The sequence below is a fragment of the Sphingomonas sp. GM_Shp_1 genome (assembly GCF_026540895.1).
Lineage (GTDB): Bacteria > Pseudomonadota > Alphaproteobacteria > Sphingomonadales > Sphingomonadaceae > Sphingomonas.
This window is the reverse complement of record NZ_JALNUR010000016.1, coordinates 66,735-79,926: the sequence shown is the minus strand read 5'-3', so window position 1 is coordinate 79,926 and position 13,192 is coordinate 66,735. Positions and strand designations below refer to the sequence as shown.

The window sequence follows — 13,192 nt, the reverse complement described above, 5'->3', positions numbered from 1 at the left end:
TCCCCTCCCGCAAGCGGGAGGGGCTGGGGGAGGGCAGGGCCACGGGCCATGCCGCCTGTGGCTGTACGCCCTTGATGTAGGCTTAGAACTCGATCCCCTTTTGCGCTTTCACCCCCTGTTCGCGGAAGGGGTGCTTCACCTGCGTCATATCCGTCACCAGGTCCGCCGCTTCGATCAACACCTCGGGCGCGTTACGGCCGGTGATGACGACATGCGTCATCGCGCCCTTGGTCGCCAGCGCCTCCAGCACCTCGTCTACGGGCAAGTAATCGTAGCGCAGCACGATGTTCAGCTCGTCCGCGACGATCAGGTCGTAGGAGGGATCGGCGATCATCCGCTTCACCTCCTCCCAGGCGCTCCGCGCGGTGGCGATGTCGCGGGCGCGGTCCTGGGTGTTCCAGGTGAAGCCTTCGCCCATCGCGTGGAAGTCGACCTCCGGGAAACGGGCCAGCACCGCCGCCTCGCCGGTGGTCATCGCGCCCTTCACGAACTGGACCATGCCGACGCGCATCCCATGGCCGACCGCGCGGATCACCATGCCCAGCGCGGCGGTGGTCTTGCCCTTGCCCTTGCCGGTATGGACGATGATCAGGCCCTTTTCGGCGTCGCGCGCGGCGACCTTGCTGTCCTGCGCGGCTTTTTTCCTGGCCATGCGCTCGGCATGTTCGGCGTCGGTTCGCATCATTTCTCTCCTGAAAGCCGCAAGGGAAGGCCCGCCACCACCAGATCGGTCGCGTCGCACATCCGCGCCAGCCGTTGGTTGAGCGTGCCTTGCGCGTCGCGGAAGCGCCGGGCCAGCGCATTGTCGGGGACGATGCCGAAGCCGACCTCGTTGCTGACCAGCACCACCGGGCCGAGCGCGTCCTGGATCGCGGCGACCAGCGCTTCGCCCGCCGCCATCAGGTCCGCCTCGCCCAACAGCAAATTGGTGAGCCAGAGCGTCAGGCAATCGACCAGCAGCACCCGGTCGGCGCGGCTATGCCCGGCAATCGCCTCGGGCAAAGCGAGCGGCGCTTCCACCGTCGTCCAGCGCGCATCGCGGTCGGCGACATGGCGCGCGATCCGCTCGCGCATCTCCTCGTCCCAGGCTTGCGCGGTGGCGATGAAGCAGCCGGTGGGCGTCATCGCCTCGGCCAGCGCCTGGGCATGGCGGCTCTTGCCCGACCGGGCGCCGCCGAGAACCAATAGGGTGCGGGGCTTCGTCATGCCCGCCCGCATCGCGGGAGCGGCCCGATGACGCAAGCGGAAATGGGCGCGCTGACCCATCATGGCGGGCGGATCGACGCGGCGAAGGCGTTGTTTCCGAACGCGCCCGTGCCGTGGCTGGACCTGTCGACCGGGATCAATCCGGTGCCCTGGACCCCGCCCGAAGGACTGAAGGTCGATGCCGCGCCCTTGCCCGACCGCAGCGCGCTCGCCCGGCTGGAGGCGCTGGCGGCGGCGCATTTCGGTGTGGCGCCGGAGCGGGTGGCGGCGGTGCCGGGCAGCGAGATGGCGCTTCGCCTGCTGCCGCTGATGGGCGTGGGCCAGCCAGTCGTGGCGGTGCAGCCGAGCTATGGCACGCACGGCGCGGTGGCGTCGGCGCGGGTCGATCATGCGGCGCTGAAGGATTGGGCTGGGCGGGCCGGAAGCCTGTTGCTGGCCAATCCCAACAACCCGGACGGCGTCCATCGCTCGACCAGAGAGCTGGCGCGACTGGCGGATGCTCAGATGCGGGCAGGCGGCTGGCTGATCGTCGACGAAGCCTTTGCCGATGCGATGCCGGAGGCGGGGTGCGGCGGTGGCGAGCGGGTGGTCGTGCTGCGGTCGTTCGGCAAGTTCTTCGGGCTGGCGGGGCTGCGGCTTGGCTTCGTCATCGCTCCGCCGGACATGGTGCAGCGGCTGCGCGACCTGCTCGGCGACTGGCCGGTATCGGCTCATGCCATCGCCTGGGGCAGCGCGGCCTATGCCGACGGGAACTGGATCGCGGCGACGCGGATCGCTCTGGTCGAGCGGGCGGCGGCACTGGACAAGGCGCTGGCGCGTCACGGGCTGGAAGCGAAGGGGGATTGTCCGTTGTTCCGCATGGTCGAGACGCCGCGGGCCGCAGCCCTGTTCCTGCTACTGGCGGCGGCGGGTATCCTGATTCGTCCCTTTGCCGATGCGCCCGAGCGGTTGCGCTTCGGCGTTCCGGTGGCGTCCGACCTTGCCCGATTGGAGGAGGCTTTGCGCCATGGCTGATCCGCTCGCCCTGGTGGCGCTGGCGCTTGATGCCGCGATCGGTTGGCCGGACCGGCTTTACGCCTGGATCGGGCATCCGGTGGGAGGATTCGCGCGGTTCCTGAACCTGGCCGAACGCTGGGGCAATCGTCCCACCCTGTCGGCGGGCGTGCGGCGGGGGCTGGGCGTGCTGACCATCGTCGGCCTGATCGCGCTGACCGGGGCGGTGGCATGGGGGCTGGATCAGGCCGCGCGGGCATTGTTCGGCCGCTGGGGCTGGATCGCGAGTGCGGTTCTCGCCTGGCCCGCTTTGGCGCAGCGCAGCCTCTATATCCATATCCGCCCCGTCGCCGAGGCGCTGCTGCGCGGCGACCTGTCCGCCGCCCGCCGCCTCGTTGCGCGGGTGGTGGGGCGCGATACCGGGCGGCTGGACCAGGCGGGCGTCTCGCGCGCCGTGATCGAGACGCTGGCGGAGAGTTTCTGCGACGGCATCGTCGCGCCCTTGTTCTGGCTGTTGCTGCTCGGCCTGCCGGGGGTGTGGATGTACAAGGCGATCAACACCGCCGACAGCATCATCGGGCATAAGGAGCCCCGCTGGCGGGCATTCGGCTGGGCGGCGGCGCGGATCGACGATGGGGCGAACTGGGTGCCTGCGCGGATTGCGGGCGTACTGTTATGCATCGCGGGGGCGGGCGGCTGGGCCGTGATGAAGCGTGACGCGCGCGCCCATGCCTCGCCCAATGCGGGCTGGCCCGAGGCGGCGATGGCCGGGGCGCTGGGCGTCGCGCTGGCCGGGCCGGTCGCTTATGACGGCGTCACCCAGATCAAGCCGTGGATCGGGCGCGAGGGGCGGGTGGCCTCGCCCGCCGACATCGTCACCGCGTTGCAGATCTATGCGCGCGCTTGTTTGATGCTCTGGATCATCGCCGGGGGTGTCGCATGGCTGGCGTGATGATCCAGGGGACAGGGTCCGACGTCGGCAAGTCGGTGCTGGTCGCGGGGCTCTGCCGCCTGTTCGCCAATCGCGGCCTGACCGTCCGCCCCTTCAAGCCGCAGAATATGAGCAACAACGCCGCCGCCACTCCCGATGGCGGCGAGATCGGCCGGGCGCAGGCGACCCAGGCGATGGCGGCGCGGGTGGCTCCGCATGTCGACATGAACCCGGTGCTGCTGAAGCCGCAGGGCGATCGCAGTTCGCAACTGATCGTACGCGGGCAGGTGCGGGGGATGCTGCCCGCGTCGCGGTGGCGCGAGGGGCGGATCGGCCTGCTGCCCGAGGTGGTCGAATGTTATCGCCGTCTGGAGGCGCAGTGCGACCTGGTCATTGTCGAGGGCGCTGGCTCGCCCGCCGAGGTGAATCTGCGCAGCGGCGACATCGCCAATATGGGTTTCGCGCGGGCGGCGGGGGTGCCGGTCGTGCTGGCGGGGGATATCGACCGGGGCGGCGTGATCGCCTCGCTGGTCGGCACCAGGGCGGTGATCGACCCCGACGATGCCGCGATGATCCGGGGTTTCCTGGTCAACAAGTTCCGCGGCGACCCGGCGCTGTTCGCCGATGGTCTGGGCGTGATCGCCGAGCATACCGGTTGGCCGTCGCTGGGGCTGATCCCGTGGCTGGCCGATGCGGCACGGCTGCCCAGCGAGGATGCGGTGGTGCTGGAGCGGTCGCGTGCCGGAGCCGGGGGGCGGGTGGTGATCGCCTGTCCGATCACCCCGCGCATCGCCAATTTCGACGATCTCGATCCGCTGAGGCTGGAGCCGCAAATCGACCTGGTCATGGTTCGCCCCGGCGAGCCGATCCCCGATGCGGCGATGATCGTGCTGGCGGGGTCGAAGGCGACCATCGCCGACTTGGCCTTCCTGCGAGCGCAGGGCTGGGACATCGACATCGCCGCGCATGTCCGGCGCGGGCGGCCGGTGCTGGGGCTGTGCGGGGGGTATCAGATGCTGGGGCGCATCGTCGCCGACCCGGACGGGATCGAGGGCCCGGCGGGGAGCGTCGCGGGACTGGGGCTGCTGGATATCGAGACGGTGCTGACCGGCGAAAAGACCGTGCGTCCGGTCACGGGCGAGGCGTTGGGGGCGGGGTTTTCGGGTTATGAAATCCATCTCGGGCGTACGACCGGCCCCGACACCGCGCGACCCGTGGGGCACCTCGCCGATGGGCGGGCCGAGGGCGCGATGAGCGCCGACGGCTTGGTCGCGGGCAGCTATATCCATGGCCTGCTGGGCGAGGCGGCGCAGCGCTCGGCGTGGCTGGCGCGGATCGGGGTGGCGGGGCGGGGGCCGGATCACAGCGCCGATGTCGACGCCGCGCTGGACGCCATCGCCGCCGTGCTGGAGGCGCATGTCGATGCCGACGCGCTGCTGCGGATCGCTCAGGGCAGGGCGTAGAGCGCGGCGGCGAGGAGCAGCGCCGTTTCGGTCAACTCGATGCCCGCTCCATGGACATCGCCGGTCACCCCGCCCAGTTTGCGCCGGAACCAGAGCGACAGCGCCAGGACGATCAGCGGTGCAGTCACGAGCGGCGGATAGACTAGCCCTAGTGCGAGGACGGCGACCGTCCAGCCTATCAGGTCACGGGGCCGCACCGCCTTCGCCACCATCGCGCCCAGTCCGCCGGGCTTCAATGGCGGCAGCATCCTGGACCAGACCAACGGCCCGATCCGCGCCGCCGCCGGGATCAGCGCGATCCATGGCCAGCCTTCGGGCGGGACATGGTGGAGCAGCACCAGCTTGGCGAGGAGTTGCATGACCAGCGCCACCACGCCGAAGCTGCCGATATGCGGATCGGCCATCACCGCCAGCAGCCGCGACCGGTCGCCATGCGCGGCGCCCAGTCCGTCGCTCAGGTCCGCCAGCCCATCGAGATGCAGCGCCCCCGTCGCCCAGACCCAGGCGACAAGCGCGGCGAGCGCCCCCGTCCACGGATCGACCCGAGCCCCCAGCCAGCCTGCGCCGGCGACGATCACGCCGATGGCCAACCCCGCGACCGGATAGAGCCGGATGGCGCGGGTGAAATCCGCCTCGTCCGCCTTGACCCGCGGCATGGGCAGGCGGGTCAGGAAGGCCAGCGCGACGATCAGCGTCCTCATGCGGTCACCAGCCCCGTCACCTGCGCCGTACGGGGCACGCCGTCCCACACCTCCAGCGTCAACAGGCTGGCATAGGGCAGCGCGAAGGCCCAGACCGCGCGCGTGTCGAACCCGCACAGGATATGCAGGGCCGCGCGCATCGCGCCGCCATGGGTGACGACCAATGTCGGCTCGGGCCGTAAGTCGGCGATGGCGGCGGCGACCCGCGCCACCAGATCGGACCAGCGCTCGCCGCCGGGGGGCGGGGCGGCGTCGGGGTCTTGCCAGAAGCGATCGAGCACGGCCCGGTCGATCGCGTCGGGGGCCAGTCCGTCCCAGTCGCCGAAGTCCAGTTCGCGCCAGCGGGGATCGATCTCGGTCGGGCCGATCGCCTCGGCGCTGGCGCGGGCCCTCGACAGGTCGGAGCTGATCCGCCGCAGCACCTTCACCCCGCGCGCCCGATCGACGCAGGCGGCCAGGCCGTGCGCCGTCGCCGGGCTGTCGGTCCGCCCCAGCATCCGCCCCGTCAGTTCGGGCTCGCCGTGACGAAGCAGATGGAGGCGAAAGCCGGTCACGCGGTGGCGACCCCCGCTTCGGCAAAGGTCGCCATGCCGTCATGCGCGGCCAGTGCGGAGCGGATGACCTGCACCGCCACCGCCGCGCCGCTCCCCTCGCCCAGCCGCATGTCGAGCGACAGGATCGGCTTCAGCCCCAGCCGGTCGAGCAGCCGGACATGCCCCGGCTCGGCGGAGCAATGGCCCGTCAGGCAATGATCGACGATGGACGGATCGGCCATGGCGAGCGGCGCGATGGCGGCGGTGCCGATGAAACCGTCCAGCACGATCGGCACACGGCGCGCCCGTGCGGCCAGCACCGCCCCCGCCATCGCCGCGATCTCCCGCCCGCCCAGACGGCGAAGGATCTCGAACGCGCTGGTCAGATGCGCGCGGTGGAGCGACAGCCCATCCGCGACGGCCGCCGCCTTGCGCGACAACCCTTGCGCGTCGACACCGGTACCGGGGCCGACCCAGTCGGAAGCATCCCCGCCGAAGCTGGCGGCGGCAAGCGCGGCCGCGGGAGTGGTATTACCGATCCCCATCTCGCCCAGCACCAGAAGGTCGGCATCGCCCACCGCCTCGGCCCCGGCGTTCAGCGCGGCCAGGCATTCCGCCTCGCTCATCGCCGGGGCGGTGGTGAAGTCGGCGGTCGGGCGGTCGAGGTCGAGCGGCACGACCGACAGCGAAAGCCCCGCCGCCGCCGCCAACGCGTTGATCGCGGCCCCTCCGGCGGCGAAATTGGCGACCATCTGCGCGGTCACGGCCGCCGGAAAGGCGCTGACTCCGCGCGCGACGACACCGTGATTGCCTGCAAAGATGACCGCCCGGCCCCGTTCGATCCGGGGCCGCTCGACGCCCTGCCATCCGGCGAGGAAGATCGCGATATCCTCCAGGCGGCCGAGCGAGCCCGGCGGCTTGGTCAACTGGCCCTGCCGCGCGGTCGCGGCGTCGCGTGCGGCGGCGTCGAGCTGGGAAAGCGAGGCGAGCGCCGTCTCAAAAGCGGCAACGGTCGGGAAAGCGCTCATTCGACGACAAATCCTTCCGGCGGTGTACGGGTCAGGAAATGGCCCTTCACGCCTTGCGGCCATTGCTTGTACGGCACCTGGCCCCAGTCGCTGTCGGCATAGGCACGGGCATAGTCCAATATGGCGCGCGCGGCATCGTCATCGGGGGCGAACTTGCCCATCACATAGCCGACCTTGCCTGGACAGCGCAGGTGGACGGTGCAGAAGGACTGGCAGGCGAAGAGACAGGGCATCTCCTCGACCGCGACATCGGCATAAGCGGGGTTGGACGCCTGGACGCGGCGCAATGCCTCGACCAGCAGCGCGCCGCCGCGCTTGCCGTCGTCATTCTCGCGCGCGTCGTCGGACAGGCGACAGGTGTTGCAGGCGACCACGGCGGGGCCGTTGGCGGCGGGTTTCAGCATGGGGCGGTCTCGGTCACGGGGCATGTCTCCACAAAGGCGCCGTCGCCGCGCGAGGGGAAAAGCCCCGTTCGCCCGGCACACCCTGAACGGTCGAAGGACGACCGCGACGGGCAGGTCTCCTGGCTCGCGGGTCGGGGCCGGTCCGCCGCCTTCTCGGGGCCAAGCCCCAATGGCGTGATGGCGAACGGCTCGCCGCTTACAGTTGCAGGGGCAGCCGGGGCATCACACCCCATTCCCTTTTGATCCCCGAAGGGAACCTGTCGCAGGGGCGAGCGATAGGCTTGTGGGGGATGGGAGGCAACACCGCTATTCCTCCCCTGCAAGGGGAGGTGGCGCGCAAAGCGCGTCGGAGGGGTGTAACCCTATCGAGAGCGCGACACCCCTCCGTCAGGCCTGCGGCCTGCCACCTCCCCTTGCAGGGGAGGAATTGGCGGACTCACTCCTCCCCGCGCAACGCCTTCAGGAAGAAGGCATATTGCCGCCGCATGGCATAGGACACCGGCCCGGTGGAGCGTCCGGCGGTATGCTCGCCGCCGGGGACGACCAGCAGGTCGAAATCCTTGTCCGCCTTGATCAGCGCGTCGACGACCTGCATCGTGCTGGCGGGATCGACGTTGGAGTCCTGCTCGCCGACGACCAGCATCAGCTTGCCCTGCAACTGCCCCGCATGGACCACGCCCGAAGCGTCGAGATAGCTCTGGTCGACCGGATAGCCGAGCCATTGTTCGTTCCAGTCGATCTTGTCCATCCGGTTGTCGAAACACCCGGCATAGGCGACCCCGGCCTTGTAGAAATCGGGATGGAACAGCAGCGCGTTCAGCGTGCTCTGCCCACCCGCCGAGCCGCCATAGAGGCCGACACGGCTGATGTCGGCGGCGGGGTCTTTCTCGTGCAGCGCCTTCATCCAGGCGATGCGGTCGGGAAAGCCGCTATCGCCCAGGTTCTTCCAGGCGACGTCGTGGAACGCCTTGGAGCGGTTGGCGGTGCCCATGCCGTCGATCATCACCACGATGAAGCCGAGATCGGCGAGCTGTTGCATCCCCATGACCTTGTCGCCGCCGGAGAAGCCGCCGAACGGCCAGAAGGCCTTGGGCACGAAACTGTCGTGCGGCCCGGCATAGATGTTCTCGATCACCGGATAGCGCTTGGCCGGGTCGTAATCGCGCGGGCGGACGACCAGGCCGTAAATATCGGTCTTCCCGTCGCGCCCCTTGGCGGTGAAGCGTTCGGGCGGGCGGAAACCGGCGGCGGTCAGCGCGGTGATGTCGCCCTTCTCCAGCGTCTGGATCAGGCGGCCATCGCGCGCGTCGTGCCATTCCATCGTCTCCGGCAGGTCGGTGCGGGAATAGACGTCGACATAAGCGGTCATGTCGGGGGAGAAGCGGACCTCGTGCGTCGCATTCTCCTTTGTGAGGCGGGTCAGGTTGCGGCCGTCGAAATCGACCCGGAACCAGTGTTTGTAATAGGGGTCTTCGCCGGGCACGAAGCCGCTGGCCGAAAACCAGATTTGCCGCTTCTCGTCATCGACTTTGGCGATGTCGCGGACCAGCCAAGGGCCCTTGGTGATCTGGCGCACGACGCGGCCGGTCGTGCCGTCGATCAGATAGAGATGCCGCCAGCCGTCCCGCTCCGAGGCCCAGAGGATCTCGCGGCCCAGCCCCTTCACGTCATGTGACCAGATGCGGTCGCGAAAGACGAAGGTCTTGGCCGTCTCGGTGACGGCGGCATGGGCCGCTCCGGTCTCGGCATCGACCGTGATGATCTTCGCCTCGCCAAAGCCGCGCTTCAGGTCGTCGAACGCGAAGCTCTTGCTGTCGGAGCGCCATTCGGGGGCGGAGAGGGTGTAGGCGTTCGCGAACAGGCTCGGGTCAATGTCGGTCCGCTTGCCGTCCGCGACGCGGAACAGGACGGGCGCTTCCTGGTCCACTGCGTCGCCGGGCTTGGGATAGAGTTGCTGGACGACCTCGGGCTGGACCTTGCCCGGCGGCGCGGCGAGGACGCGGGTGACCATGCGCGCATAGCCGGGGTGGACACGCTGGAGCGCGATATGCCGGCCATCGGGGCTCCAGGCGATGGTTTCGGGATCGTAGAAATTGGCGGGGCTGCCGTCCTGAGAGCGCCAGAGTTCCTTGCCGCCCTTGGCCTCGCGCACGACGAGGTTGTCGTCCAGGACCAGCGCCTCCAGCCTGCCGTCGGGCGACAGGCGCGGATGGTTGTCGGCGGCGACGCGCAGGTCGCGCACCACGCCGAAGCCGCGCGGTCTGGCCGGGTTCTCCGGCGGCATGACCGCACAGACCGGCTGGACGAGGGTGCAGCGATAGACGGTGTCGTCATAGCCGATCGAGAAGCGGATCGCCGAACGGTCGGGCGTATAGGCGAAATGTTCGAAGGGCAGGCGCGAAGGTGAGACGGCCTTGCCCATCACCTTGGCGAGCGCGGGGGCCAGCGCGGCGGCGTCGAAGGCGGGGGCCTTCGCGCGGGTGGCGGCATCGACATCGACAAAGGCGAAGCCGCCCGCCACCGTCTTGCGATAATGGAAATGCCGTCCGTCCGCGTCCCACTCGGCGGGCGAGGCGATGTCGCGGGTCAGCCATTGCCATTGCTCGCGCAAGCCCAGCGACGTGGCGATCCGGTCGGGCACGGTCTGGGCCGCGACCGGGCTGGTGGTCAGCAGCAGGGCGAGGGCCAGTCGCTTCACTGCGCCGCTCCGATGGTGAAGCTGTAGGTCAGCGGCTTCAGCGCGATGCGGTACGGCATGTGCGCACGGCCATCCAGGCTCCAGCCGGTATCGCCGCCCACGCCCGCCTGCGCGGCGTCGATCAGCAGCGTACCGTCGCCATGGGGGGTGATGTCCGAACTGTGCGCCTTGGCGGGCGGCTTCATGGCGAGGTCGCTATAGGGGAAGGGCAAGGCGTTCACCGACAGCGGCTGCGCCCCCGTCACCCGCAGTCCCACGCCGGTGCCGGTCAACTGGACCCAGCGAACATCGGTCTTGTTGCCGCTCTCCTGCGGCCGGGCATAGTCGTGATACTGCTCGGCCAGCTTGCCCTGCCAGCGGGCGATCATCGCGCCGGTCTTGCGGTCGGCATAGCTTTCCCACGGACCGCGCCCGAACCAACTCACCTGGCCGAATTGCTGCCCCGGCGTCGCGAAGGCGAGCCCCACGCGCAACGGATCGGGCAGGGTCGCGCGCAGCGGCATGAAGCGTATGGTCGCGGTCGCGCTGCCGTCCGGGGCCATGGTCCAGCGGGTCTGCATCTTGACCGAGCCGACGCCCATGTCGTGGTCGACCACGATGGCGTTGCCGTCGCGGTGGATCGCGTCGAGGCGGCGATTTTCGGAGAAATAGCGCCACATGGCATGGCTCTTCGGCACGTCCGCGCCCACGTCGTTATCGGTTGGGGCGCGATAGAAATTGGGTGCGCCGCCGGTCAGCAAAGTCTTGCCGTCTCGTGCATAGCGACGGACGAGGCCGGTCGTACGGTCGATCTCCAGCACCGCAGTCCCGGTCTTCAACGTCATCGCATCGGCGCTGTCCTCCGGCGCGACCGATCCGGCGGGTGCGGCGGCGAAGACGGGGGCGGTAAGGGCGAACTGCTCCCATCCGACGACATGCCCGGCGGGCAGTGGCGGGATCGCCCCCGCCCTGGTCCGGGCACGCAGGATCAGCGAGCGTTCGGCCGTGGCGTCCTTGGCCGGGGGCAAGGTGAAGGCGAGGGGCGCGCTCTGTCCCGCCGCGACCGATGGCGTGGCGATGTTGCCGCGTGCGGTCTCGACTCCATTCTCCAGCACGGTCCAGTCCAGCGTGAAGCGCGACAGGTCGATATGGTCGTGGCGATTGACCACCTGCCACCCGCCACTCTGCTGGGTAAAGGCGATCGGCGACTGGACATGCGCCATCTCATAATATTCGGGGTCGGGCGTCCGGTCCGACTGGATCACCCCGTCGCCGACCGGGCTGTCGTCGCCGTGCAGCCCGGAATCCTTCGGGTCGGGATCATAGTCGAGTCCCTGTCCCCAATAGGGGCGACCGGTCTTGTCCTTCAGGATCATCGTCTGGTCGACCCAGTCCCAGACGAAGCCGCCCTGGAGCTTGGGATATTTGCGGAAGGTATCCCAATAACCCTGGAAGTCGCCCAGGCTGTTGCCCATCGCATGGGCATATTCGCACAGGATCAGCGGCTGGGTGAATTCGGGGCGCTGGGCATAGTCGGCCAACTTCTCGACATCGTCATACATGGGCGCGAAGATATCGACATAGTCGTTGGTCGGATGCCGCCAACCGCTCATGCTATAGCCGAGGAAGTTGATCAGCCGCGTCTTGTCGTGCTGGCGGACCCATTTCGCCGCCGCCTCGAAGTTCGGACCCACCCCGCTTTCATTGCCCAGCGACCAGAAGATGACCGAGGGATGGTTGCGGTCGCGCTCGACCATCCGCTGTACCCGGTCGAGATGCGCGGCGGCCCATTCGGGCTTGTGGCCCAGGTTCAGCGTGGGGTCGCCCTTTTCCTGGGTGAGGCTGAGATAGCCGTGGCTCTCGATATTGGCCTCGTCCATCACATAGAGGCCGTACTCGTCGGCCAGATCGTACCAGCGCGGGTCGTTGGGATAGTGGGAGGTGCGGACCGCGTTGATATTGGCGGCCTTCATCAATTCGATATCCTTGCGCATCGTCTCCTCGGACACGATACGGAAGCTGTGCGGATCGTGCTCGTGCCGGTTGACGCCGCGGATCATGATCCGCTTGCCATTGACCCGGACCTCGCCGCCCGCCACCTCGACGGTGCGGAAGCCGATACGGCGGCTGGTCGCCTCGATCAGTTTGCCGTCTGCGTCGAGCAGTTCGACCAGCAGGGTATAGAGGTTCGGGTCTTCCGCGCTCCACGTCTTCACGCCCGGCACTTGCGCGGTGATCGTCGCGGTGGTGCCGCTGGGCGTCGCGGTGCGGGTGAGGATGGTGCGCTTGCCGTCGAGCAGCGTCGCGCGCACGGCTGTAGCCTGCGCAGCACCCGCCAGATCGACCGTGGTCGACAGCGTGCCGTCGCGATAGCCGTTGGTCAGCCCGGCCTCGATCCCCAGGTCGCGGATATGGGTCTGCGGCGCGGCGTAGAGGGTGATCGACCGCTCGATCCCGTTGACCCGCCAGAAATCCTGATCCTCCAGATAGCTGCCGTCCGAATGGCGATAGAGTTCGATGGCGATCACATTCTTGCCGGGCCTGGCGGCGCGGCTGATGTCGAATTCGGTGGGGAGCTTGGAGTCCTCGGAATAGCCTATCTTCTCGCCGTTGACCCACAGATAATAGGCCGCCCCTGCGGCCCCGACGGTCAGCAGCAGGCGACGCCCCGCGAAATGGGCGGGCAGCACGATGTCGCGGCGATAGGAGGCGACTTCGTTCAGCCGGTGCTCGATGAACGGCGCGTTGCGGGGAAAGGGATAGCCGCTGCCGACGAAGACCGGGCGGCTCAGTCCTTGGGCCTGAAGGATGCCGGGCACCGCCACTTCGCGCCATGTCGAGACGTCACGGGCGGGATCCTCGAAGCCGACCGGTCGCGCCTCGGGATTGGGCGACATGTGGACCCGCCACTGGCCGTCGAGCGAGAGGTGATAGCGCGACTTCGCCACGTCGCCCGCCAACGCCGACGCGCGCGTCTCGAACCCGGCGAAGCTGCTGTGCATCGGCTCCGCGCCGATATGGTCGATGGCGGGATTTTCCCAGTCGGGCCGGGGGGCGGTCGTCTGCGCCGATGCGGTGTGCGCCAGCATGGCCGAAAGGCTCGCCCAGAGGGCCCATCGTTTCATCGCCATATGCCGTCTCTCCTCCGCTATCCCGCCCATGCTAGATTATACGGAATACAATTTAAAGCATGACGATGGTACGAATTGCCCCTTGTTATCGGTGATACAAAATATCATGTGCGTGGGCGGGGTGA

The 13,192-nt window shown here is 68.8% G+C and carries 11 protein-coding genes and 1 riboswitch; of the genes, 3 read left to right on the top strand and 8 right to left on the bottom strand.

Annotation, left to right across the window (positions count from 1 at the left end; translation table 11 throughout):
- Positions 1-82 precede the first annotated feature (82 nt).
- Positions 83-685 (bottom strand): cob(I)yrinic acid a,c-diamide adenosyltransferase, encoded by a 603-nt coding sequence (gene cobO, locus OXQ33_RS10205; protein ID WP_267434576.1) that lies wholly within the window; start codon positions 683-685, stop codon positions 83-85.
- On the bottom strand, positions 682-1,206 hold the full coding sequence (cobU, locus tag OXQ33_RS10200; RefSeq protein WP_267434575.1) for a bifunctional adenosylcobinamide kinase/adenosylcobinamide-phosphate guanylyltransferase: 525 nt from the start codon (positions 1,204-1,206) through the stop codon (positions 682-684). Before cobU ends, cobO begins: the two co-directional genes overlap by 4 nt.
- A 27-nt stretch (positions 1,207-1,233) precedes the next feature.
- On the opposite strand from cobU, the gene OXQ33_RS10195 reads away from it, so the two are divergent.
- From OXQ33_RS10195 to OXQ33_RS10185, 3 genes are read left to right on the top strand one after another with little or no spacing between them, the layout of a single operon-like run.
- Positions 1,234-2,220, top strand: coding sequence for an aminotransferase class I/II-fold pyridoxal phosphate-dependent enzyme (locus tag OXQ33_RS10195; protein ID WP_267434574.1), 987 nt, complete (start codon positions 1,234-1,236; stop codon positions 2,218-2,220).
- Complete coding sequence (gene cbiB / locus OXQ33_RS10190; RefSeq protein ID WP_267434573.1) at positions 2,213-3,151, top strand: adenosylcobinamide-phosphate synthase CbiB; 939 nt, start codon at positions 2,213-2,215, stop codon at positions 3,149-3,151. The genes OXQ33_RS10195 and cbiB overlap by 8 nt, the downstream gene beginning before the upstream one ends.
- A complete protein-coding gene (locus OXQ33_RS10185; RefSeq protein ID WP_267434572.1) occupies positions 3,139-4,593 on the top strand; it encodes a cobyric acid synthase in 1,455 nt (484 codons plus the stop codon). The genes cbiB and OXQ33_RS10185 overlap by 13 nt, the downstream gene beginning before the upstream one ends.
- On the opposite strand, the gene cobS is transcribed toward OXQ33_RS10185, so the two are convergent.
- The 6 genes from cobS to OXQ33_RS10155 all read right to left on the bottom strand — a co-directional run bounded on the left by cobS (position 4,578) and on the right by OXQ33_RS10155 (position 13,061).
- On the bottom strand, positions 4,578-5,294 hold the full coding sequence (cobS, locus tag OXQ33_RS10180) for an adenosylcobinamide-GDP ribazoletransferase (protein ID WP_267434571.1): 717 nt from the start codon (positions 5,292-5,294) through the stop codon (positions 4,578-4,580). The genes OXQ33_RS10185 and cobS overlap by 16 nt on opposite strands.
- Positions 5,291-5,848 (bottom strand): histidine phosphatase family protein, encoded by a 558-nt coding sequence (locus OXQ33_RS10175; protein WP_267434570.1) that lies wholly within the window; start codon positions 5,846-5,848, stop codon positions 5,291-5,293. The genes cobS and OXQ33_RS10175 overlap by 4 nt, the downstream gene beginning before the upstream one ends.
- Positions 5,845-6,855, bottom strand: a complete 1,011-nt coding sequence (cobT, locus tag OXQ33_RS10170) for a nicotinate-nucleotide--dimethylbenzimidazole phosphoribosyltransferase (protein ID WP_267434569.1) — start codon at positions 6,853-6,855, stop codon at positions 5,845-5,847. The genes OXQ33_RS10175 and cobT overlap by 4 nt, the downstream gene beginning before the upstream one ends.
- Positions 6,852-7,259, bottom strand: a complete 408-nt coding sequence (locus OXQ33_RS10165) for a DUF1636 domain-containing protein (RefSeq protein ID WP_267434579.1) — start codon at positions 7,257-7,259, stop codon at positions 6,852-6,854. The genes cobT and OXQ33_RS10165 overlap by 4 nt, the downstream gene beginning before the upstream one ends.
- A gap of 91 nt (positions 7,260-7,350) precedes the next feature.
- Positions 7,351-7,535, bottom strand: a riboswitch (cobalamin riboswitch).
- A gap of 160 nt (positions 7,536-7,695) precedes the next feature.
- Positions 7,696-9,957: a S9 family peptidase gene (locus OXQ33_RS10160; protein ID WP_267434568.1), complete on the bottom strand. Its 2,262-nt coding sequence runs from the start codon at positions 9,955-9,957 to the stop codon at positions 7,696-7,698.
- Positions 9,954-13,061, bottom strand: a complete 3,108-nt coding sequence (locus OXQ33_RS10155; RefSeq protein WP_267434567.1) for a glycoside hydrolase family 2 TIM barrel-domain containing protein — start codon at positions 13,059-13,061, stop codon at positions 9,954-9,956. Before OXQ33_RS10155 ends, OXQ33_RS10160 begins: the two co-directional genes overlap by 4 nt.
- Positions 13,062-13,192: the final 131 nt, after the last annotated feature.